The following is a 19,573-nucleotide window of genomic DNA, read 5'->3' as shown; positions in this document are numbered from 1 at the left end:
CCTCGCCTTCAGCCACCGGAGCCGACGCGGGGCTCCGTGCCCGCCAACAGCCTCTCGAGATTGGAGCGATGCTTCCACAGCAGGAGCAACGTGAAAACGAGGAACAGGATGGCCAGCGAAAACAGGCCGTACAGCGCCGCCGTGACCGGCGCCATCACCGCCGCCGACATCCCGCCGACCGAGGAGAAACGCGTGATCAGCAGCGCCGAAATCCACACCGCCGCGAACACCACGCCGCACGGCCAATGCATCGCCAGCGCGAGCCCGAGATAGGTGGCGACGCCCTTCCCGCCCTGAAAACGCAGCCAGACCGGGTAGAGATGGCCGAGGAAGGCACCGCCGGCCGCAGCGATCATCTCGTCGCTGACCAGCTCGCTGTGCGGCCACAGACGAGAGACGAGCAGCACCGCCACCGCACCCTTGGCCGCGTCAAGGACCAGGGTCGCGACGGCGAGGCCCTTGCGGCCGGTGCGCAACACGTTGGTGGCACCGATATTGCCCGATCCGATCGCGCGCAGGTCGCCGGCGCCGGCCAGCCTTACCAGAAGCACGCCAAAGGGAATCGAGCCCGCCAGATAGCCGATCAGCAGTGCGATCGCCGGCGCGATCCAGTTCGCTCCGTCCACATCATCTCCCCGAGAGCCCATGCTTGATAGGACGCACCCGCCACGCTGGCAATGACGGGGGACAAGGAAGGCGGCCCGGCTTGGCCGGGAGGCAGGCCGTTGCCGCTGCCCTGCCGTTGCCGTTGCCGTTGCCGTTGCCGTTGCCGTTGCCCGCCCCAGGCCCTAGATCGCCGCCCATGGCCGACCAGCGCCCGCTTCTGTTCTTCGATTCCGGCGTCGGCGGGCTTTCCGTGCTGGCGCCGGCGCGCGCCCTGCTGCCGAACGCGCCGCTCGTCTATGCCGCCGACAATGCCGGATTTCCCTACGGGCGGAAAACCGAGGCCGAGATCGCGGCGCGGGTCCCGGCGCTGCTCGGCCGGCTGGTCGAGCGCTATCGCCCGCGACTCGTCGTCATCGCGTGCAACACCGCGTCCACGATCGCGCTGCCGACGGTGCGCGCGGCGCTGGACCTGCCGGTGGTCGGCACGGTGCCGGCGATCAAGCCGGCGGCCGAACTCAGCCGCAATCGCGCCATCGGCGTGCTCGGCACCGAGGCCACCGTCCGCCAGCCCTATGTCGACCGCCTCTCCGCTGAGTTCGCGAGCGACTGCCTGGTGCTGCGCCACGGCTCGGCGCGGCTGGTCGAGCTGGCCGAGGCGAAGCTTCGCGGGGAAGACACCGATCCCGCCGATTATCGCGCGGTGCTGGCCGGCCTGCTCGATCAGCCCGGCGGCGAGCGCATCGACGCGATGGTGCTGGCCTGCACCCATTTCCCGCTTGTCGCGGACGAGCTGGCGGCCGCCGCCCCCCGGCCCCTCGCCTTCGTCGACGGCGGGCCCGGCATCGCGCGGCGCATCGCCCATCTCACCCATGGGCAGGGTTGGCCGGACGCCCCCGGCGAGGGCATCGCGGTGTTCACCCGCGCCGATCCGTCGCTGGATAGGTTGCGTTCGTCTCTCGCCGGTTATGAACTGGGGCGTACGGAGATATTGTAGCGATCAATCTCATCAAGACATTTGCGAGCCGTTCTTACTGGAAACCGGGGCAATTTATCCGTAAGAGCGCGCGATCTAGGGGAGGCCCTGACTTGGACTATCAGCGCGTTTTCACGCAGGCGATCGATCGGCTCCATGCCGAGGGCCGCTACCGGGTGTTCATCGATATCCTGCGCAACAAGGGCATGTTCCCCAATGCGCGCTGCTTCGCCGGGCATAACGGCCCGAAGCCGATCACGGTCTGGTGCTCCAACGATTATCTGTCCATGGGCCAGCATCCCAAGGTGATCGCCGCCATGGAAGAGGCGCTGCACGATGTCGGCGCCGGCTCCGGCGGCACCCGCAATATCGGCGGAAACACCCATTATCATATCGATCTCGAGAATGAGCTCGCCGATCTTCACGGCAAGGAAGGGGCGCTGCTGTTCACCTCCGGCTATGTCTCGAACGAGGCGACGCTGGCGACGCTCGGCAAGGTGCTGCCGGGGTGCGTGATCTTCTCGGACGAGCTGAACCACGCCTCGATGATCGCCGGCATCCGTAATTCCGGCTGCGAGAAGCGGGTGTTCCGGCACAATGATCTCGCCCATCTCGAAGAGCTGCTCGCCGCCGAGGATCCCGAGACGCCCAAGCTGATCGCGTTCGAGAGCGTCTATTCCATGGATGGCGACGTCGCGCCGATCGCGGCGATCTGCGACCTCGCCGACAAATATCAGGCGCTCACCTATCTCGATGAAGTCCATGCGGTCGGCATGTATGGCCCGCGCGGCGGGGGCATTTCGGATCGCGACGAGGTGGCGAGCCGGCTGACGATCATCGAGGGCACGCTGGCCAAGGCGATCGGCGTGATGGGTGGCTATATCGCCGCCGATCGCATGATCATCGACGTGATCCGCAGCTACGCCCCCGGCTTCATCTTCACGACCAGCCTGTCGCCGGTGCTGGTGGCGGGCGCGCTCGCCTCGGTGCGCCACCTCAAATCCTCGTCCGAGGAGCGCGATGGTCAACAGGCGGCCGCTGCCCGGCTGAAGGCGATGATGCGCGAAGCCGGCCTGCCGGTCATGGATTCGACGACCCATATCGTGCCGCTGATGGTCGGCGATCCGGTGAAGGCGAAGAAGGTCAGCGACATCCTGCTGGCGGAATATGGCGTCTATGTGCAGCCGATCAATTATCCGACGGTGCCGCGCGGCACCGAGCGACTGCGCTTCACCCCCGGTCCGAGCCACAATGAAGAGATGATGCGCGAGCTCGTCGCCGCACTCGTCGAGGTGTGGGATCGCATGGAGATGCGCCTGGCCGCGTGACCGTATCGACATTCGGGCTGGATCGCATCGCGTTTCCGGCTTGATCCCATCGAAGATGGGCGTACCGCGGCGCCATGAAGCGCCTTGTTTTGTCGTCCGTCCTTGTCGCCCTGCTGATCGCGGCCCCGGCGCCTGCCTGTGCCGACGATTTCGACCCGCATTCGGCGGACCTGCTCGATGCGATCGACTGCCGGCTGACGGCGGCGCAATTCATGAGCTTCGGCTTCGCGCTGGAGGGCGAGGACGGCATCGTCGCCCGCCGCGGCTGGGCGAAGGTCGAGACGAAGAACGCCTTTCTGGCGGTGTTCGAGCTGCCCTCCCCGATCACGGTGGCGGGCAGCTACATGACGCGGCGCATCGCCTTCGCGTCCGGCGCGGTGCTGGCGGTGCTCGACCTCGCCGATCCGAGCGAGATCGCGCGTGTGGAGAATGTCAGGAACCTCATGGACCCGGACGCGCTGATCGAGGCCGTGGTCGCCTCGGGCCGGGCCACGCGCGAACAGATGGAACAGGAAATCACCTTCCGCAAATTCATGGGCGAGCGCGTGATCTCCGACGTCACCGACCCGCCCGATGGCGACCGGTGGCGCTCCCGCCAGACCGTCGCGCGGTCCATCTCCAACGTCTCCACCGATCCCGGCAAGACGCTCTATGGCTGCGCCTACAGGCTGGAGCTGCTCGACAAGGATGGCAGGCCGCTCTGAGCCGCCCGATTCGCGGCGGCGAAGCGCGATGCTGGCCTAAATCGCCCGCCGGTCCTAGAGAGGCGCCACACCGAATCGCCGGAGTCCGCGTCTTGGCCGAACGCATCGTCATCGCTTCAGATCATGCCGCCGTCGCCCTCAAGGCGGCGCTCACCAACTGGCTGCGCGACGGCGGCTATGACGTCGAGGACCTCGGCCCCCACGACATGAACTCGGTCGACTATCCCGATTACGGCTATCGTCTGGCGCGCGTCATCGCCAATGGCGCGGCGGATCGCGGCATCGCCATCTGCGGCTCCGGCATCGGCATTTCCATCGCCGTGAACCGGGAGCCGGCCTGCCGTTGCGCGCTCGTCTCGGAGCCGCTTTCCGCCCGGCTGGCGCGGGAGCACAACAATGCCAACGTCATCGCGCTCGGTGCGCGGCTGACCGGGGAGGAGATGGCCAAGGCCTGCATCTCCGCATTCCTCGGTGCCGATTTCCTGGGCGGGCGCCACGCCGCCCGTGTCGACCAGCTCTCCAACCCCCAGCTCGCAAAGGACCCATCATGAGCAGCAACCCGACCACGCTCGACCAGGTCCAGCCTGACGGCTTCTTCACCCGCGGCCTCGCCGATGCCGACCCGGCGGTGTTCGCCGGCGTCCGTCACGAGCTGGAGCGCGAGCAATATCAGATCGAGCTGATCGCTTCGGAGAACATCGTCTCGCGTGCGGTGCTCGAGGCGCAGGGCTCGGTGTTCACCAACAAATATGCCGAGGGCTATCCCGGCAAACGCTATTATCAGGGTTGCCATCCGTCCGATGAGGTCGAGCAGCTGGCGATCGATCGCGCCAAGCAGCTGTTCGGCTGCGGCTTCGCCAACGTCCAGCCGCATTCCGGCGCGCAGGCGAACGGCGCGGTGATGCTCGCGCTGACCAAGCCCGGCGACACCATCATGGGCCTCAGCCTCGATGCCGGCGGCCATCTGACGCACGGCGCCAAGGCGGCGCTGTCCGGCAAATGGTATAATGCAGTGCAATATGGCGTGCGGCCGGAGGATCACCTGATCGACTTCGATCAGGTCGAGCGGCTCGCCCGGGAGCATCGCCCGACCCTGATCATCGCCGGCGGCTCGGCCTATCCGCGCCATATCGATTTCGCCCGCTTCCGCGCCATCGCCGAGGAGGTCGGCGCGAAGTTCATGGTCGACATGGCCCATTTCGCCGGCCTCGTCGCGGCCGGCGTGCACCCGACGCCCTTCGGCCACGCCCATGTCGTCACCACCACCACCCACAAGACGCTGCGCGGGCCCCGCGGCGGCGCGATCTTCACCGATGACGAGGCGATCGCCAAGAAGATCAACTCGGCGGTGTTCCCCGGCCTGCAGGGCGGGCCGCTGATGCATGTCATCGCCGCCAAGGCGGTGGCGTTCGGCGAGGCGCTGCAGCCGGAATTCAAGACCTATGCGCAAGCGGTGATCGACAATGCCAAGGCGCTGGCCTCCCGCCTCAAGGAGCGTGGCGCCGATCTCGTCGCCGGCGGCACCGACACCCATCTCGCGCTGGTCGACCTCCGCCCGCTCGGCGTCACCGGCAAGGATGCCGACGAGGCGCTGGAGCGCTCGGCGATCACCTGCAACAAGAATGGCGTGCCGTTCGACCCATTGCCGCCGGTGAAGACCAGCGGTATCCGCGTCGGATCGCCGGCGGGCACCACCCGCGGCTTCGGCGTCAAGGAGTTCCGCGACATCGCCGACATGGTGGCCGATGTGCTGGACGGCCTGCGCGACAAGGGCGAAGCTGGCGACCCGGCGGTGGAAGCCGAGGTGCGCACCCGCGTCCGCGCGCTGTGCGAGCGCTTCCCCATCTACCAGGGGTTCTGACGATTGCGCTGTCCGTTCTGCAGCCATGAGGACAGCCAGGTGAAGGATAGCCGCCCCTCGGAAGATGGGGCGGCGATCCGCCGTCGGCGCCAGTGCGAGGCGTGCGGGGCGCGCTTCACCACGTTCGAACGGGTGCAGCTGCGCGAGGTGACGATCGTCAAGTCGGACGGCCGGCGCGAGCCGTTCGAGCGCGGGAAGCTGGAACGCTCGATCGCCATTGCCTGCCGCAAGCGCGGCCTGCCGCCGGAGAAGCTCGATCGCCTCGCCACCGGCATCCAGCGCCAGATCGAGACGCTTGGCGAGAACGAGATCACCTCGACGCGCATCGGCGCGCTGGTGATGGAAGGGCTGCGCGGGCTGGACAGCGTGGCCTATATAAGATTTGCCAGTGTCTACAAGGACTTCGCCGAGGCAAAGGACTTCGAGGACTTCGCCGGGCAGGTGAGCGAGGCCGGGCGGGGGTGAGCGCATTGCTCGCCGCTGATAAATCCCGTTTGCCCTGAGTTGGCATTGAGCTTGTCGAAGTGCCGCCCCTACTCGGAGCGAACGGCTTATTTGGAATGCTTGCAATGCGCACGACGAAGGACGCGTTGGCCCGCGGCGACGGGGTGGCGATCAGCGAGGCGGCTCGCAAGCCGGTCGTTGAGGGTGGAAGCGAACGGAGAGAGATGGAAAGCACCGCGAAGCCCGTCATCGTCCTCGTCCAGCCGCAGCTCGGCGAGAATATCGGCAAGGCGGCGCGCGCGATGCTGAATTTCGGGCTGACCGAGCTGCGCCTCGTCGCCCCGCGCGACGGCTGGCCGAATCCTGCGGCCGGGCCGGCGGCGTCGGGCGCGGACATCGTACTCGAAGGCGCAAGCGTCCACGACACGCTGGCCGAGGCCATTGCCGATTGCGCCCATGTCTATGCCACCACCGTCCGCCGACGCGGGCTCGTCAAGCCGGTGCTCACCCCGGAAGAGGCAGCGCGCGAGATGCGAGGGCAGGACGGGCGCACCGCGATCCTGTTCGGGCCGGAACGCTCCGGGCTGGAGACCGACGATGTCGCCGTGGCGCGCGCGATCATCACCGCGCCCATCAACCCGCAATTCGGCTCGCTCAACCTCGCCCAGGCGGTGATCCTTGTCGCCTATGAATGGTCCAAGGGCGAGGCGCTCGCCCAGCCGACGCTCATCCAGGCCGATCCGCCCGCGCCGCAGGCGGAGCTGGACGGGCTAGTCGAGCATCTCGATCAGATGCTTGAAGGCGCCGGTTATTTCTACCCGCCGGACCGCGTGCCGGCGACACGGCGCACCCTGCGCTCCGTGCTCACCAAGCCGGGCTGGAGCACGCAGGAAGTGCGCACGCTGCGCGGCGTGCTCAGCGCTCTGGAGCGCCCGCGGGCGCGCTGATTGGATCTGCAACCCCGAAAGGATAGACGATGCGCCTGCCCGCCCTCGCCGCCCTCCTCCTGGCCAGCATGGCCGCTGCTGCTTCGGCGCAGGTGCCGGAGGGACAACCGTCCACCGCTCCCGAAAAGAAGCTCTGTCGCTCGCAGGAGGCGAAGACGGGGTCGTTCATGCGGCCGAAGCGGGAATGCCACACGGCGGCGGAGTGGGCCGAAATCGCCAAGGCGAACCGGGCCAATGCCCCCGCCGTCCCCCCGCCGCAGCTGCAGCTGAACGGCCCGAACGGTCAGCCCTGACGGGCGTCGAACCGCTCGAACTCATAGGCGATCGAGCCCTCGACGAGCACCTCATACACCGCGGCGGCCAGCGCCTCGGGAAAGTCATGGGCGGCGGCGGTGGCGCATGCCTTGGCGATGACGTCGGCCTTGCGCCATTCGTCGCGCACATGATCGCGCTGCGGCTTGATGCGGGCGGCGGCCTCGATGAAGCGCAGCCGCTCGGCCAGCAGGGCGACGATGCGGCGGTCCAGCGCGTCGATCCCGGCGCGCACCTCGGCCATAGTCGTGCACTGGTCTGCGGGGACGGTGTTTTCCTGGGTCATGCGGCCCTGTAGGAGCCGGACCGCCCACGCCGCAAGCTTGACTCCGCCCGGCCGTGACGCCATAGGCGCCGCTTCGCAATTGGCCCCGCACCCCGGTGAAGCGGCGGCCCTGCCTTTTCCGATGGAAAATCAGCAGCGCGGTTCCGGGATTATCGGGCCTCGGCCCGGCCAACGCAATTGAAGGACGTTACATGTCGAAGCGCCATAGCGCCAAGCACAAGCTCGATCGCCGCATGGGCGAGAACATCTGGGGCCGCCCCAAGTCCCCGGTGAACAAGCGTGAATATGGTCCCGGCCAGCACGGCCAGCGCCGCAAGGGCAAGGTCTCCGACTTCGGTCTCCAGCTGCGCGCCAAGCAGAAGCTGAAGGGTTATTACGGCGACGTCACCGAGAAGCAGTTCAAGAAGGCCTATGTCGAGGCGTCCCGCATGAAGGGCGACACTTCGCAGAACCTGATCGGCCTGCTCGAGCGCCGGCTGGACGCGATCGTCTATCGCGCCAAGTTCGCGCCGACCATCTGGTCCGCCCGCCAGCTCGTCAGCCACGGCCATGTCCGCGTCAACGGCGTGAAGTGCAACATCGCGTCCCGCCTGGTGAAGATCGGCGACGTGATCGAGCTTGGCCCGAAGGCGTCCGAAATGGCGCTGGTGCTGGAAGCGCAGAGCCTGTCCGAGCGCGACGTGCCCGACTATGTCGCGCAGGAGAGCGCGTCGAAGGTCAGCTTCGTGCGCGTGCCGACGCTGGACGAGGTCCCCTATCCGGTGAAGATGGAGCCGAATCTGGTCGTCGAGTTCTACTCGCGCTGATCCGTTCCCCCGAGGAATTCAGGAAGGGGCGGCTCCTCGCGGGGCCGCCCCTTTTCATTTGTCACATGCCGCCGATATAGGCGGCCCCCCGTGCCGGAGATTGCCCCGACATGATTTTCCGCCAGCCGCCCGAATGGGCGTCCCATGACAGCGTATGGATCGGCTTCCCAAGCCATGGCGAGCTGTGGGTGGACGATCTCGCCCCCGCCCAGGCGGAGGTCGTTGCGTTCGCACGCGCGGTGTCGGCCGGCGGCAAAGGCGAGCAGGTCGTGCTCGTCGCCGCCCATGAGGAGGCGGCGATCGCGGCGCGGACGCTGCTCGGCGACGGTTCGCCTGAGCAGGTGATCGTGGCGCCGTTTGGCGATATCTGGCTGCGCGACACCGGGCCGATCATCGTCTCGGACGGGGCGGCACGGGCGGCACGCGATTTCGGCTTCAACGGCTGGGGCGGCAAATATGACCTGCCCGGCGACGACACGATCGGCGCGCGGCTCGCCGGCGGCCTCGGCCTGAGCGCTGCGAGCTGCGACTGGATCCTCGAAGGCGGCGCTATCGATGTCGACGGCACCGGTCTCGCCGTCACCACGGAGCAATGCCTGCTCAACCCCAATCGCAACCCCGGCCTGTCCCGCGGGGAAATCGAGGCGCGGCTCGCCCGCGATCTCGGCATCGACCGCGTGCTGTGGCTGGGCGAGGGCCTGGCCAATGATCACACTGACGGCCATGTCGATAATCTCGCCCGCTTCGTCGGGCCGAACCGCCTGCTGATCCCGGTCGCCGCCGGGCCGGACGATCCCAACGCCGACGTCTATGCGGATGCCCGGGCGCGGGCCGAGGCGTTCGGCGTCGAGGTGGTGGCGATGCCGTCGCCCGGCCTCGTCGAGGAGGATGGCAAGGCGATCCCGGCGTCCTACATGAACTTCTACATCGGCAATGCCGCCATCGTCCTGCCGCTCTATGGCGCGCCGAACGATGGTGCGGCGGTCGAGACGCTGCAGGCGCTGTTTCCGGACCGTGTGGTGACCGGCCATGAGGCCGGCCATGTGCTGACCGGCGGCGGCAGCTTCCATTGCATCAGCCAGCAGGTGCCCAGCCAATGACCGAAGTGACCGTCGCCGCCCTTCAGCTCGCCTTCACCGACGATCTCGGCGCGAACATCGCCGCCGTGTCCGAGCTGGTGCGCGAGGCCGCCGCCAAGGGCGCGCAGGTGATCCTGCCGCCGGAACTGTTCGAAGGCCCCTATTTCTGCCGCGTCGAGGACGAGGGCCTGTTCGCCAACGCCCGGCCGGTCGCGGCGCATCCGGCGGTGCTCGCCATGCAGAAACTGGCGGACGAGCTGGGCGTCCATATCCCGACCAGCTTCTTCGAGGCGGACGGGCCGCATTATTACAACTCGCTGGCGATGATCGGGCCTGACGGCAAGGTCGCCGGCGTCTACCGCAAGAGCCACATCCCGGACGGCCCCGGCTATGAGGAGAAATTCTATTTCCGTCCGGGAAATACCGGCTTCAAGGTGTGGAACGCGGCCGAGACGGTGATCGGCGTCGGCGTGTGCTGGGACCAATGGTATCCAGAGACGGCGCGCTCGATGATGCTGATGGGCGCGGAGATTCTGCTCTACCCGACTGCGATCGGCACCGAGCCGCACGATCCCGGCCTCGATACCTCCCGCCTGTGGCGGCGGGCGATGATCGGCCATGCGGTGTCGAACGTCGTGCCGGTCGTCGCCTCCAACCGCATCGGAACCGAGGTCAACCAGACCTTCTACGGCCATAGCTTCATCTGCGACGAGCGTGGCGACCTGCTCGCCGAGTTCGGCGCCACCGAGACGGGGGTGCTGACCGCGACGCTGGATATCGCCCGCGCCAAGCGCCACCGTGCCGCCTTCGGCTTCTTCCGCGATCGGCGGCCGGAATTGTACGCCCGCCTTGCCCAGGATGTGTGAAGCCCGTCTTGGCGGCGGCGAGGAAAGGCTTGATTGATCCGCGCGGCGCGCAGGCGCTTCTACATGGGCAGTGAAACGGATACGGGATACACCCGATGAAGCAGACTGCCCTCGCTTTCGCCCTCGCCGCCTCGCTGGCGACGCCGCTCGCCGCGGCGCCGGCGCCGCGCGTGTCGATCCAGACGATCAATCAGCTCGCCCAGCCTCTGCCGCTGCCCTATCACGAAGGCGCTAACGCTGACCGCGACGTCGCCGCCGCCCGGGCGCGGGCCAAGGCGACGCACAAGAAGCTGCTGATCGACCTCGGCGGCAATTGGTGCCCGGACTGCCGGGTGCTCGCCGGCATCATGGAATTGCCCGAAGTCAGGCGCTTCGTTGCGCAGCATTATGAGGTGGTGACGGTGGACGTCGGCCGGTTCGACAGGAACGGTCAGATTCCCGCCCATTACGGCATTACCGGCCGGCTCAAGGGCGTGCCCTCGCTGCTGATCGTCGATCCGCGCAACGACAAGCTCATCAACGAGGGCCGCACGGCCGCCCTCGCCGACGCGCGTTCGATGACCCCGCAGGCGTTGGCGGACTGGCTGGCGCAATGGGCGTGAATGCATGACGCAGAGGACCGCCTGGCTGAATGGCGAGTATCTGCCGCTGGCCGAGGCCAAAGTGCCGGTGCTCGATCGCGGCTTCCTGTTCGCGGACGGGGTCTATGAGGTGACGGCGGTGCTCGACGGCCGGCTGGTCGATTCTGCCGCCCATCTCGCGCGGCTGGAGCGTTCGGCCGGGGCGATCGGCATTCCCCTGCCGGTGGACGCCGCCGGCATCGCGGCCGTGGAGCGGGAGCTGATTGCGCGGGATAGCATCACGCGGGGCCTGATCTACCTGCAACTTACCCGCGGCGGCACTGACGACCGCGATTTCCTGCCCAGAGCCGGCATGCGGCCGACCCTGCTAATGTTCACCCAGGCGCGCGATTTCCTCGCCAATCCCGCGGTCGAGGCCGGCATGTCGGTGATCAGCTGGCCGGAGCTCCGCTGGACGCGGCGCGACATCAAAAGCGTCGCGCTGCTCGGGCAGGTAATGGCCAAGCAGGCCGCCGCTGCCGCCGGCGCGCAGGAGGCGTGGCTGGTGGAGGACGGCTTCGTCACCGAAGGGGCCTCCTCCAACGCGATGATCGTGGACGAGGCCGGAACGCTGGTGACGCGCAGCCTGTCCAACGCGCTGCTGCACGGCTGCACCCGCGCCGCGGTGCTGGCGCTGGCCGCGCAGTACGGCGTCCCGGTGGCGGAGCGGGCCTTTACCATTGCCGAGGCGCTGGCCGCGCGCGAGGCGATGATAACGAGCGCGTCGAGCTTCGTGTTGCCGGTGACGCGGATCGACGGGCAAGTGATCGCGGACGGCCGCCCCGGGCCGATCACGCGCCGGCTGCGCGAACTTTATATCGCTGCCGCGCGCGCCTGAACGGCGGCATGCGGCACCTCTACGCCATCGGTCTGGGCGGCAATCGGCGCCACGGCCGGCACGGGGCGCCGCGCGCCGTACTGGCGGCGGCGCTGGACGCGCTGGCGGCCGACGTCGACATCGTCGCCTGCTCGGCGATCATCGACACCGCCCCGCTCGGCCCCGGCACGCGCCGCTTCGCCAATGCCGCCGCGATCATTGCCAGCGATCTGGAGCCCCCGGGGTTGCTGTTGCGCGTCAAACGGCTGGAGCGCGCCTTCGGGCGGCGGCGCGGCCGGCGCTGGGGCGACCGGGTTCTCGACATCGATCTGCTGCTGTGGAGCGGCGGACGGTGGCGCTCCCCTGCCCTTTCCATCCCCCACGCGGAACTGGCGCGGCGCGCCTTCGTACTGGTGCCGATGCTGGCGATCGCGGCGCATTGGCCGGTGGCGGCGGATGCGCGCGCGGTGCGTCATCTTCACAGCCGGTTGACCCGCGCCCGGCCGGCCCATAATGCGGCGCATCGCGTGTGAGAGCCTGTAGCTCAGTCGGTAGAGCAACGGACTTTTAATCTGTAGGTCCCGGGTTCGAATCCCGGCAGGCTCACCAAACGCCAATCCCGGCAAAGCGGCGCTTGTCCAGACCGGAAGCCCCGTCTTTCGTCCCCGCCTGCGAGAGCATTCCGACAGGCCATTACGACGGCCCAGCTGTCGCGCCGATGTTCGCCGCGGCGACAGCATCGCACGCGACACCGCAGTAACAATAACGATGATTCGGCGGCGACAATCGTTGTCAGTGAATAGCCTCGGAAGATCGACCTTGATCACCTTGTCGCGTTGTGCGAAATCTAGGCTTGCAATGATCTTACTGGTCCGCAAGATATTGCGGTTTAACAACTTTCTCGCAGCCGGAGCATCGGGATAAGGTCGCGAATGACGCCAAGAGGGAAGCGGCATTTCAAAGCGGATTTGAAAGTGATCGACTCCCGTTCCCCCGCCGGACGAAATACGGGACAGGTCATTCCAGTCAGAAGCTCCCGAAAGCCGATAACGGCTCACCCACGATCAGCTAGCGAGGAAAAATGCCGAAGCTCACTCTGGATAAACGGCCAGCGGCAGCGATCCGGCACGTGGAAGACGAGACAAGGGAACATCGCAAGCTCGCGCGATCGGTGACCATCAAGGAGGTCGCGGCACAACTGGGCGTATCCCCATCCACGATCTCCCGCGCGCTGGCGCATCCCGAAATGCTGCGCGCCGAGACGCGGGTGCGCGTGCTGGAGACGGTCGAGCGGCTCGGCTACCAGCCCAATCTCATCGCGCGCGATCTGCGGCGCCAGGAGACGCGGCTGCTCTATGTGGTCGTGCCGACGCTGAGCCCGTTCTTCCTCGACGTGTTCCGCGGCGTCGAGCGCGGCGCGCGCGAGACCGGTTACGCGGTCGTGATGGGCCACACCGAGCGCGACGTGGCGCGCGAGCAATTGTTCGTCGACCAGGTCGCCAGCCGCCGCGGCGATGGCGTCATCCTGGTGACGAGCTCCGATCCGACTGCGCTCAAGGTGCGCACGAAGCGGATGCCGCCGGTGGTAGCGGCGCTGGAAGAGATCAAGGGCCTGCATGCGCCCGCCGTGCGCGTCGATCACCACAAGGGCGCGATGGATGCAACCAACCATCTGCTGGCGCTGGGCCACCGCCTCGTCGCCCATATCGGCGGCCCCGAAAAGCAGGTCATCGCGCAACATCGCCGCGAGGGCTTCAACGAGACGATGCTGCAGGCCGGGCTGGACCCGACCGCCTTCCCCTATCTGTCCGGCGACTATGCCGTGGCGTGGGGCGAGCGGGCGATGGAGACGCTGCTCACCTGCAATCCGCTGCCGACCGGCGTGTTCGCCGGCAATGACGAGATCGCGATCGGCGCCATCCGCGCGATGAGCCGCGTCGGGTTGCAGGTAGGGAGAGACATCTCGGTGATCGGCTTCGACGATCAGCGCATCGCCAGCCTGTACGAGCCGGCGCTCACCACCATCAAGGTGCCGACCGAGGAACTGGGCTATCGCGCCATCCTGCTGCTCGTCGACAAACTGCGCGGCAACACCGCGGAGGTCGATATCGTGCTGCCGACCTCGCTGATCATCCGGGCGACGACCGGCATGCCGCGCGGCTGACCGACGAAAAAAATGGCCGCCCTCCGGGGAGAGCGGCCCATTCCTTCGTCCGGGTTGCCGTGATCAATTGCCGTAGAGCGGCTTCTCGCCCGGCACCGCCACCTTCAGCCGATACACATTGTTCGACGCGGTGATGTAAACGCTCTTCCCGTCCGGCCCGCCAAAGGCGAGGTTGGCCTGGGCCTTGTCCGGCGTCTTGATCTGGCCGAGCACCTTGCCCGCAGCGGAGATGATGCGGATGCCGCCCGGGCCCGTCGTCCAGACATTGCCCTGGGAATCGACGCGCAGCCCATCGGGCACGTCATCCGGCAGCGGACCCGGATAGCTGATGAAGCGCTTGGGCTTGGACAGGGTGCCGTCGGCGCCGACGTCATAGACATTGACGAACATCTCCGGCGCGGAATTGGAGATGTAGAGCTTCTTGCCGTCGGGCGAAAAGGCGATCCCGTTGGGACGGCTGAGGTCCTTGATCATCGCCACCGCCTTGCCGTCCTTGAAGCGATAGACGGCGTTGTACTTGGCTTCCTTGGCCGGATCCTGATCCTGCTTGAGCAGGCCCATCGGCGGATCGGTAAACCACAAGGCCCCGTCGGGTGCGAAGACCATGTCGTTGGGGCTGTTGATATGATCGCCGTCGGCGTTGCGATCGACGACGGTGGTGAGCTTCATGTCCGGCCCGATCCGGGCAATGCGGCGCAGGCCATGCTGGCCCATCAGCACCTGCCCGTCCTTGTCGACAGCCATGCCGTTCGAGCCCTGGTAGGCACCGGCCGGAAACGTATCGAGGCCGCCGGACTTGTCGAGCACGGTCCGCAGCTTGCCCTCATCATTCACGGCATAGAGCTTGTTGCCGGTGAGGTCGGCAAACCACAGCTCATTATTGTGCCACAGCGGCCCCTCGACGAACTCGAAACCGCCGGCGAGCTTCTCGATCACCGCGCCGGGCGAAATGATCGCGTCGAGCGCGGGATCGAGACGCTGGATGGACGCGCCCTCGGCAGGGGCGACGGCGCCCCCGGTGGCAGCCACCGCCGACTGGTTGGCGGCGGAGTTTTCAGCGGCGGCATTGTCTGCTGCCGATTTGTCCGAGCAGGCGGCGAGCGCCAGCATCGCGACCGACGCCGCGAGCAGCGCGCGCGACACGGATCCAAGAGAACGAGTCACACCAGCACTCCCGTTAGCGGCGGTTATAGACTTCCTTGAGCGTTTCCTGCTTGGCCGGGGAGGCGCGGACCGTCGAGACGGTCAGCACCTTGCCGTCCGGCGACAGGCGCCAGGTCTCGGTGGTGGTCGTCGAGACATTGCCGGGCATGCCGCCATAAGGCCCGACAGTGGCAATGGTCAGCGCATCGGCGCCGAGGCTGGCGGTGACGTTGGCCTTCTGCACGCCGGTGTCGGTCGACACGCTGTGCGGCTTGCCGTCGAGCGTGTAGGTCCGCTGCGGACGCTGCGGATTGGTGACCTGCAGCGTGCCGCCGGTCTGCTGGATCTGAACGACCAGCTCCTGATTGCCGCCCGCCGTCTGCGTGCTGCGTGCCAGCCAGTAGAGCGGATAGAAAGACGGGTCGGAGGCGGTCCGATCGCGTACCCAGCTGCCGTTGAAGTCCGGCGCGGCCATCGCCAGAGACGGCGACAGCATCAGGCCGGCGGCCAGCATCATCGTCCGTATCTTCATGCCGCCGCTCCCTGGGTACCGTGGATCTTCACGCCGACCTTCTTGCCGATGGCGCGGATATTGCGCTGGGCCATGACATAGTCGGCATCGTTGGTGAGGAACTCCACGAGCATGTAGACTTCCTTCTGCTTCAGCCGGCTGACACGAGCGAGGAACTGCTCGTAATCCATATTGCCGGTGCCTTGCAGCGCCCAGTCGAGACCGGCGAGCATGCCATTCCAGACGAAGTCCTTGGCATGCACGTAGCGAATCTGATCTTCGAGCAGGTCGAAGGTCAGGTTGGTCATCTCGGTCATGCGGAAGGCGATATTCGGCGCGACCATGTTGGTGATGTCGAGGCCCGACATGATGCGCGGATCGCCGACTTCCTCGCGCAGTCGCTTTTGCGCCCAGGGATTGTTGATGGACTCGGTGTTGACCGGCTCGATGGCGATCTCGACCTTGCTGCCGGCGGTGTCCTTGCAGATCCGCTTCAGCGCATTGACGGAGCGCTGCCAGGCCTCGCGACTCCAGTTCTGCGGATGGGCGTTGTCGCGGTTGGGATACATGCTGCCGACATGGGTCAGGATCATCGGCACGCCGAATTGCTCGGCGGAGTGGATGGTGTCGATGATGTGGCGCTGCCAGCGGTCCGCGTCGGGATCCGGCGCGATGATATTGCCGCCGCAATGGATATTGTAGAAGACGACGTCATTCGCCTTCAGCGCGGCCTTGATCTCCTGCACTTCGGAATCGGCGAACTTGCGGCTGACCCAGCCGACGGAGCCGGTCTCGACCGCCGTCCAGCCATTGTCCCGCTGCGCCTTGAACAGCGCATTCCAATCGGTGCCCGGCGTGCTCGCCAGGCGCGGCGACATCTGGCTGCTGAGGCGGATCAGCGCGTTGCCCGGGGTGAGATCGCGCGCGACGTTCTCCGGTGGGCTCCACTGGTAGAGGAAGTCGGAGCCCCACACGTCCGGGAGCCCGGGAACGGACTTGGTGCTGATCGGGGCGGCGGGGACAGCGGCCTCGGCCGCGCCGGCCAGACCGAGCGCGCCGGCGGCACCGGCGGCCGCACTGCTAGCGAAGAAACCGCGCCGGGAAATGTCGGCCATAGGTACCTCTTTGCACTGGAGTAAAGGTGTGACGGCGTCACCGCCGGGTGTAGACTTCCTTGATCGTCTCCTGCTTCGCCGGCGAGGCGCGCACGGTCGAGACGGTCAGCACCTTGCCGTCCGGCGACAATTGCCAGGTCTCGGTGATCGTCGCGCTGACATTGCCGGGCATGCCGCCATAGGGCTGCACGGTGGCGATGGTCAGCGCGTTCGCGCCGAGGCTGGCAGTGACGTCGGCCTTCTGCACGCCGGTATCGGTGCGCACGCTATGCGGCCGGCCGTCGAGCATGTAGCGGCGCTGCGGCTCCGTAGGGTTGGTCACGGTCAGCGTGCCGTTGGCCTGCTGGATCTGGACGACCAGCTCCTGGTTGGGGCGGAAGGCGGGCGCCGGCGTGGTGCGGGCAAGCCAGTAAAGCGGATAGGATTCCTGGCTGGTCTGCGCGTTGTCGCGCACCCAGGTACCGCTGAAATCAGGCGCTGCCATCGCCAGTGACGGGGTCAGAGCCAGCCCGGCGGCTAACATCATCAAATGCGTCTTCATGCTGCCCCTCCCTGGGTGCCGTGAATCTTCACGCCGACTTTCTTGCCGATGGCGCGCACGTTGCGCTGCGCCATTACATAATCCTCATTGCTGGTAAGAAACTCGACCAGCATGAACACTTCCTTGTGCTTGAGCCGGCTGACGCGGGCCATGAACAATTCATAGTCCATATTGCCGGTGCCCTGCAGCGCCCAGTCGAGACCGGCGAGCATGCCGTTCCAGACGAAGTCCTTGGCATGCACGTAGCGAATCTGGTCTTCGAGCAGGTCGAAGGTCAGGTCGATCATCTCGGTCATGCGGAAGGCGACATTGGGTGCGACCATGTTGGTGATGTCGAGGCCCGACATGATGCGCGGATCGCCGACATCCTCGCGCAGCCGCTTCTGCGCCCAGGGATTGTTGATGGATTCGGTGTTGACCGGCTCGATGGCGATCTCGACCTTGCTGCCGGCGGTGTCCTTGCAGATCCGCTTCAGCGCATTGACGGAGCGCTGCCAGGCCTCGCGGCTCCAGTTCTGCGGATGGGCGATGTTGCGGTTGGGGTACATGCTGCCGACATGGGTCAGGATCATCGGCACGCCGAACTCCTCGGCGGCATGGATGGTGTCGATGATGTGGCGCTGCCAGCGGTCCGCGTCGGGATCCGGGGCGATGATGTTGCCGGCGCAGTGGATGTTGTAGAAGATGACGTCATTGGCCTGCTGGGCGGCCTTGATCTCACGCACCTCGGAGTCCGGGAACTTGCGATTGACCCAGGTGTCCGACGCCGCCTCGATGGCAGTGTAGCCGGCGTCGCGATGCGTCTTGAACAGCGTGTTCCAGTCCTGGCCGGGCGCGCTCGTCAGTCGCGGATTGATCTGGCCGCTCAGCCGGATCAGCGCGCCGCCGGGGGTCAGGTCGCGCTTGAGATTTTCCGGCGGGCTCCACTGGTAGAGGAAATCCGGGCCCCACACGTCCGGCAGGCCGGGAACGTTCTTCGTGGCGATCGGCGCGGCCGGGCCGGCGGCCTCAGCCATGCCGCCCAGACCCAGGGCACCGGCGGCGCCGGCAGCCGCGCTGCTGGCGAAAAATCCGCGCCGGGAGATATCGACCATGATGACCTCTCTGAACTAAATTGTTTTTTACTTACCGCATCAGGCAAAGCGAAGATCAGGCCGAGGCGGGCAGCGCTTCGGCCGGAGTATCGGGGATCGGCTCCTTCACCAGCAGCAGATAGGCCAGCGCGCCGGCCAGCGAGACGCCGGCGCTGATCAGCAGCGCATTCACGAACGAACCCGTCTGATCGACCACGATGCCGGTGATCAGCGGCGCTGCCGAACCGCCGAAATAGCCGCCGAAATTCTGGATGCTGCCCAGCGAAGCGACCAGCCGCCGCGGCGCCGCCACGCTGACCAGCGCCCAGCCGCCGCCGCTCGCCAGGTTCACGAAGTACATCGCCAGCGTCAGGTACAGGATCGCGAGCGTCAGATTGGGCGTGTAGGCCGCCGGCACCGTGAACACCGCCGCGAAGACGAGGCCGATGCAGATCGGCCATTTGCGGCTGTTGATCGGCGACAGGCCGCGCGCCAGCAGGCCATCGGCGACGAAGCCGCTGGAGAGCTGCCCCAGCGTTCCGCCGATGAACGGGATCATCAGGATCCAGCCGGACTCGGTGAGGCTGAGGCCACGCTCCTTCTGGAGATAGGCCGGCAGCCAGGTGACGTAGAGGAACACCATGTAGATGACCCCCATCCACCCGATGATCATCCCCCAGGTGATGCCCTTGGTGAACAGGCCACGCCATTCGGCCGACGTCATCCGCCGCTCGTCATCGGCGGAGCGCTTGCCGCTCGAGAGATAATCAAGCTCCTCCTCGCTCAGCGCCACGTCGCGGCGGTCCCGGTACAAGGCATACCAGGCGATCGAAGCGAGAATGCCAAGCGCGCCCATGACGATGAACATGCCGCGCCAGCCGAAGCCCAGCATCATCGCCGTGAGCAGCGGCGGCGCCAGCCCGGGCGCGATCGTGGTCGAGGCGACGAAGATGCCCGTCGGCCGACCGCGCTCATGCAGCGCGAACCATTCGCCGAACACCTTGGCGCCGGCGGGGAACTGCGGCCCCTCGCCCACGCCGAGCAGCAGCCGCGTGACGATGAACTGGTTCAGCGAATGCACGAACCCCGCCGCCGCCTGGGCCACCGACCAGATCAGCATCCCCGCGCCCAGCATCACCCGCGCGCCAAGCCGATCGAGCATCACGCCGATCGGCAACTGGGCGAAAGCATAGGGCAGCGAGAAAGCCGACAGCAAAAGTCCCATCTGCGAGGCCGTCAGATGCATCTCGTCACTGATCGGCTTGTTCGCGATCGAGAGCGCACTGCGGTCCAGATAATTGATGAGACCCGCAATCACCAATAGCGTGACGGCTACGGTTTGAATGCGCCTGATCTTCGGAGACTTCACGCCGATTT

Annotated in this window: 23 protein-coding genes and 1 tRNA gene; 16 read left to right on the top strand and 8 right to left on the bottom strand. The window is 66.8% G+C overall.

Going from position 1 to position 19,573, the window contains the following annotated elements; all coding sequences use genetic code 11:
- Nucleotides 1-8: 8 nt before the first annotated feature.
- Complete coding sequence (gene plsY / locus KOF26_RS14540) at nucleotides 9-626, bottom strand: glycerol-3-phosphate 1-O-acyltransferase PlsY (protein ID WP_435876861.1); 618 nt, start codon at nucleotides 624-626, stop codon at nucleotides 9-11.
- A gap of 176 nt (nucleotides 627-802) precedes the next feature.
- Between plsY and murI the strand changes: the two genes are divergently transcribed.
- The 8 genes from murI to KOF26_RS14505 all read left to right on the top strand — a co-directional run bounded on the left by murI (nucleotide 803) and on the right by KOF26_RS14505 (nucleotide 7,156).
- The gene (gene murI, locus KOF26_RS14535) at nucleotides 803-1,600 is read left to right on the top strand and encodes a glutamate racemase (RefSeq protein ID WP_216326511.1); all 798 of its coding nucleotides are present in this window, start codon (nucleotides 803-805) and stop codon (nucleotides 1,598-1,600) included.
- 92 nt (nucleotides 1,601-1,692) lie between these two features.
- Nucleotides 1,693-2,907: a 5-aminolevulinate synthase gene (gene hemA, locus KOF26_RS14530; protein ID WP_216326508.1), complete on the top strand. Its 1,215-nt coding sequence runs from the start codon at nucleotides 1,693-1,695 to the stop codon at nucleotides 2,905-2,907.
- A 74-nt stretch (nucleotides 2,908-2,981) separates the two neighbouring features.
- Nucleotides 2,982-3,611: a hypothetical protein gene (locus tag KOF26_RS17215; RefSeq protein WP_253201472.1), complete on the top strand. Its 630-nt coding sequence runs from the start codon at nucleotides 2,982-2,984 to the stop codon at nucleotides 3,609-3,611.
- A gap of 92 nt (nucleotides 3,612-3,703) precedes the next feature.
- The gene (gene rpiB / locus KOF26_RS17210; RefSeq protein ID WP_253201471.1) at nucleotides 3,704-4,162 is read left to right on the top strand and encodes a ribose 5-phosphate isomerase B; all 459 of its coding nucleotides are present in this window, start codon (nucleotides 3,704-3,706) and stop codon (nucleotides 4,160-4,162) included.
- The gene (gene glyA / locus KOF26_RS14520) at nucleotides 4,159-5,472 is read left to right on the top strand and encodes a serine hydroxymethyltransferase (RefSeq protein ID WP_216326504.1); all 1,314 of its coding nucleotides are present in this window, start codon (nucleotides 4,159-4,161) and stop codon (nucleotides 5,470-5,472) included. The genes rpiB and glyA overlap by 4 nt, the downstream gene beginning before the upstream one ends.
- A 3-nt stretch (nucleotides 5,473-5,475) precedes the next feature.
- The gene (nrdR, locus tag KOF26_RS14515; RefSeq protein ID WP_216326501.1) at nucleotides 5,476-5,937 is read left to right on the top strand and encodes a transcriptional regulator NrdR; all 462 of its coding nucleotides are present in this window, start codon (nucleotides 5,476-5,478) and stop codon (nucleotides 5,935-5,937) included.
- A 104-nt stretch (nucleotides 5,938-6,041) separates the two neighbouring features.
- Nucleotides 6,042-6,863 carry an RNA methyltransferase gene (locus KOF26_RS14510; RefSeq protein WP_253201470.1) on the top strand — a complete coding sequence of 274 codons (822 nt, stop codon included), beginning with the start codon at nucleotides 6,042-6,044 and terminating at the stop codon, nucleotides 6,861-6,863.
- 29 nt (nucleotides 6,864-6,892) lie between these two features.
- Nucleotides 6,893-7,156 (top strand): hypothetical protein, encoded by a 264-nt coding sequence (locus tag KOF26_RS14505; RefSeq protein WP_216326495.1) that lies wholly within the window; start codon nucleotides 6,893-6,895, stop codon nucleotides 7,154-7,156.
- Here KOF26_RS14505 and KOF26_RS14500 read toward each other — a convergent pair.
- On the bottom strand, nucleotides 7,147-7,461 hold the full coding sequence (locus KOF26_RS14500) for a chorismate mutase (protein ID WP_216326493.1): 315 nt from the start codon (nucleotides 7,459-7,461) through the stop codon (nucleotides 7,147-7,149). The genes KOF26_RS14505 and KOF26_RS14500 overlap by 10 nt on opposite strands.
- A 191-nt stretch (nucleotides 7,462-7,652) precedes the next feature.
- Between KOF26_RS14500 and rpsD the strand changes: the two genes are divergently transcribed.
- The 8 genes from rpsD (at nucleotide 7,653) to KOF26_RS14460 (ending at nucleotide 13,813) form a co-directional block, all read left to right on the top strand.
- Nucleotides 7,653-8,267, top strand: a complete 615-nt coding sequence (gene rpsD, locus KOF26_RS14495; RefSeq protein WP_216326488.1) for a 30S ribosomal protein S4 — start codon at nucleotides 7,653-7,655, stop codon at nucleotides 8,265-8,267.
- Between the two features lie 110 nt (nucleotides 8,268-8,377).
- Nucleotides 8,378-9,367 carry an agmatine deiminase family protein gene (locus tag KOF26_RS14490; protein WP_216326483.1) on the top strand — a complete coding sequence of 330 codons (990 nt, stop codon included), beginning with the start codon at nucleotides 8,378-8,380 and terminating at the stop codon, nucleotides 9,365-9,367.
- On the top strand, nucleotides 9,364-10,212 hold the full coding sequence (gene aguB, locus KOF26_RS14485) for an N-carbamoylputrescine amidase (RefSeq protein WP_216326480.1): 849 nt from the start codon (nucleotides 9,364-9,366) through the stop codon (nucleotides 10,210-10,212). Before KOF26_RS14490 ends, aguB begins: the two co-directional genes overlap by 4 nt.
- Nucleotides 10,213-10,307: 95 nt before the next feature.
- Nucleotides 10,308-10,814, top strand: coding sequence for a TlpA family protein disulfide reductase (locus KOF26_RS14480; RefSeq protein WP_216326477.1), 507 nt, complete (start codon nucleotides 10,308-10,310; stop codon nucleotides 10,812-10,814).
- Nucleotides 10,815-10,818: 4 nt separating this feature from the next.
- On the top strand, nucleotides 10,819-11,670 hold the full coding sequence (locus tag KOF26_RS14475) for a D-amino-acid transaminase (RefSeq protein WP_216326474.1): 852 nt from the start codon (nucleotides 10,819-10,821) through the stop codon (nucleotides 11,668-11,670).
- 8 nt (nucleotides 11,671-11,678) lie between these two features.
- Nucleotides 11,679-12,182, top strand: coding sequence for a 2-amino-4-hydroxy-6-hydroxymethyldihydropteridine diphosphokinase (gene folK / locus KOF26_RS14470; protein WP_216326471.1), 504 nt, complete (start codon nucleotides 11,679-11,681; stop codon nucleotides 12,180-12,182).
- Nucleotides 12,183-12,258: transfer RNA gene (locus KOF26_RS14465), tRNA-Lys, on the top strand.
- Between the two features lie 562 nt (nucleotides 12,259-12,820).
- Nucleotides 12,821-13,813: a LacI family DNA-binding transcriptional regulator gene (locus KOF26_RS14460; RefSeq protein ID WP_216326468.1), complete on the top strand. Its 993-nt coding sequence runs from the start codon at nucleotides 12,821-12,823 to the stop codon at nucleotides 13,811-13,813.
- A gap of 63 nt (nucleotides 13,814-13,876) precedes the next feature.
- Here KOF26_RS14460 and KOF26_RS14455 read toward each other — a convergent pair whose 3' ends face one another.
- From KOF26_RS14455 to KOF26_RS14430, 6 genes are read right to left on the bottom strand one after another with little or no spacing between them, the layout of a single operon-like run.
- On the bottom strand, nucleotides 13,877-14,977 hold the full coding sequence (locus KOF26_RS14455; protein WP_216326465.1) for an SMP-30/gluconolactonase/LRE family protein: 1,101 nt from the start codon (nucleotides 14,975-14,977) through the stop codon (nucleotides 13,877-13,879).
- A gap of 13 nt (nucleotides 14,978-14,990) precedes the next feature.
- Nucleotides 14,991-15,488, bottom strand: coding sequence for a hypothetical protein (locus KOF26_RS14450; RefSeq protein ID WP_216326461.1), 498 nt, complete (start codon nucleotides 15,486-15,488; stop codon nucleotides 14,991-14,993).
- Nucleotides 15,485-16,582, bottom strand: a complete 1,098-nt coding sequence (locus tag KOF26_RS14445) for a sugar phosphate isomerase/epimerase family protein (RefSeq protein WP_216326458.1) — start codon at nucleotides 16,580-16,582, stop codon at nucleotides 15,485-15,487. The genes KOF26_RS14450 and KOF26_RS14445 overlap by 4 nt, the downstream gene beginning before the upstream one ends.
- Before the next feature lie 37 nt (nucleotides 16,583-16,619).
- Nucleotides 16,620-17,123, bottom strand: coding sequence for a hypothetical protein (locus tag KOF26_RS14440; protein ID WP_216326455.1), 504 nt, complete (start codon nucleotides 17,121-17,123; stop codon nucleotides 16,620-16,622).
- Nucleotides 17,120-18,217: a sugar phosphate isomerase/epimerase family protein gene (locus KOF26_RS14435; RefSeq protein ID WP_216326452.1), complete on the bottom strand. Its 1,098-nt coding sequence runs from the start codon at nucleotides 18,215-18,217 to the stop codon at nucleotides 17,120-17,122. Before KOF26_RS14435 ends, KOF26_RS14440 begins: the two co-directional genes overlap by 4 nt.
- 55 nt (nucleotides 18,218-18,272) lie before the next feature.
- Nucleotides 18,273-19,514, bottom strand: coding sequence for an MFS transporter (locus KOF26_RS14430; protein ID WP_216326449.1), 1,242 nt, complete (start codon nucleotides 19,512-19,514; stop codon nucleotides 18,273-18,275).
- Nucleotides 19,515-19,573 lie beyond the last annotated feature (59 nt).

Origin of the sequence: Sphingomonas quercus (assembly GCF_018863195.1) — a bacterium.
In the GTDB taxonomy this organism is placed as follows: Bacteria; Pseudomonadota; Alphaproteobacteria; order Sphingomonadales; family Sphingomonadaceae; genus Solisphingomonas; species Solisphingomonas quercus.
This window is presented reverse-complemented; position numbering and strand designations above follow the sequence as displayed.

What these genes read in the sequence shown, in the direction of transcription:
- KOF26_RS14490 (WP_216326483.1), top strand. Translation starts at nt 8,378, where the DNA reads ATGATTTTCCGCCAGCCGCCCGAATGGGCGTCCCATGACAGCGTATGG.
- KOF26_RS14510 (WP_253201470.1), top strand. Translation starts at nt 6,042, where the DNA reads ATGCGCACGACGAAGGACGCGTTGGCCCGCGGCGACGGGGTGGCGATC.
- KOF26_RS14500 (WP_216326493.1), bottom strand. Translation starts at nt 7,461, where the DNA reads ATGACCCAGGAAAACACCGTCCCCGCAGACCAGTGCACGACTATGGCC.
- murI (WP_216326511.1), top strand. Translation starts at nt 803, where the DNA reads ATGGCCGACCAGCGCCCGCTTCTGTTCTTCGATTCCGGCGTCGGCGGG.
- KOF26_RS14450 (WP_216326461.1), bottom strand. Translation starts at nt 15,488, where the DNA reads ATGAAGATACGGACGATGATGCTGGCCGCCGGCCTGATGCTGTCGCCG.
- KOF26_RS17215 (WP_253201472.1), top strand. Translation starts at nt 2,982, where the DNA reads ATGAAGCGCCTTGTTTTGTCGTCCGTCCTTGTCGCCCTGCTGATCGCG.
- KOF26_RS14475 (WP_216326474.1), top strand. Translation starts at nt 10,819, where the DNA reads ATGACGCAGAGGACCGCCTGGCTGAATGGCGAGTATCTGCCGCTGGCC.
- KOF26_RS14445 (WP_216326458.1), bottom strand. Translation starts at nt 16,582, where the DNA reads ATGGCCGACATTTCCCGGCGCGGTTTCTTCGCTAGCAGTGCGGCCGCC.
- aguB (WP_216326480.1), top strand. Translation starts at nt 9,364, where the DNA reads ATGACCGAAGTGACCGTCGCCGCCCTTCAGCTCGCCTTCACCGACGAT.
- glyA (WP_216326504.1), top strand. Translation starts at nt 4,159, where the DNA reads ATGAGCAGCAACCCGACCACGCTCGACCAGGTCCAGCCTGACGGCTTC.
- KOF26_RS14480 (WP_216326477.1), top strand. Translation starts at nt 10,308, where the DNA reads ATGAAGCAGACTGCCCTCGCTTTCGCCCTCGCCGCCTCGCTGGCGACG.
- KOF26_RS14440 (WP_216326455.1), bottom strand. Translation starts at nt 17,123, where the DNA reads ATGAAGACGCATTTGATGATGTTAGCCGCCGGGCTGGCTCTGACCCCG.
- KOF26_RS14505 (WP_216326495.1), top strand. Translation starts at nt 6,893, where the DNA reads ATGCGCCTGCCCGCCCTCGCCGCCCTCCTCCTGGCCAGCATGGCCGCT.
- rpsD (WP_216326488.1), top strand. Translation starts at nt 7,653, where the DNA reads ATGTCGAAGCGCCATAGCGCCAAGCACAAGCTCGATCGCCGCATGGGC.
- KOF26_RS14435 (WP_216326452.1), bottom strand. Translation starts at nt 18,217, where the DNA reads ATGGTCGATATCTCCCGGCGCGGATTTTTCGCCAGCAGCGCGGCTGCC.
- folK (WP_216326471.1), top strand. Translation starts at nt 11,679, where the DNA reads ATGCGGCACCTCTACGCCATCGGTCTGGGCGGCAATCGGCGCCACGGC.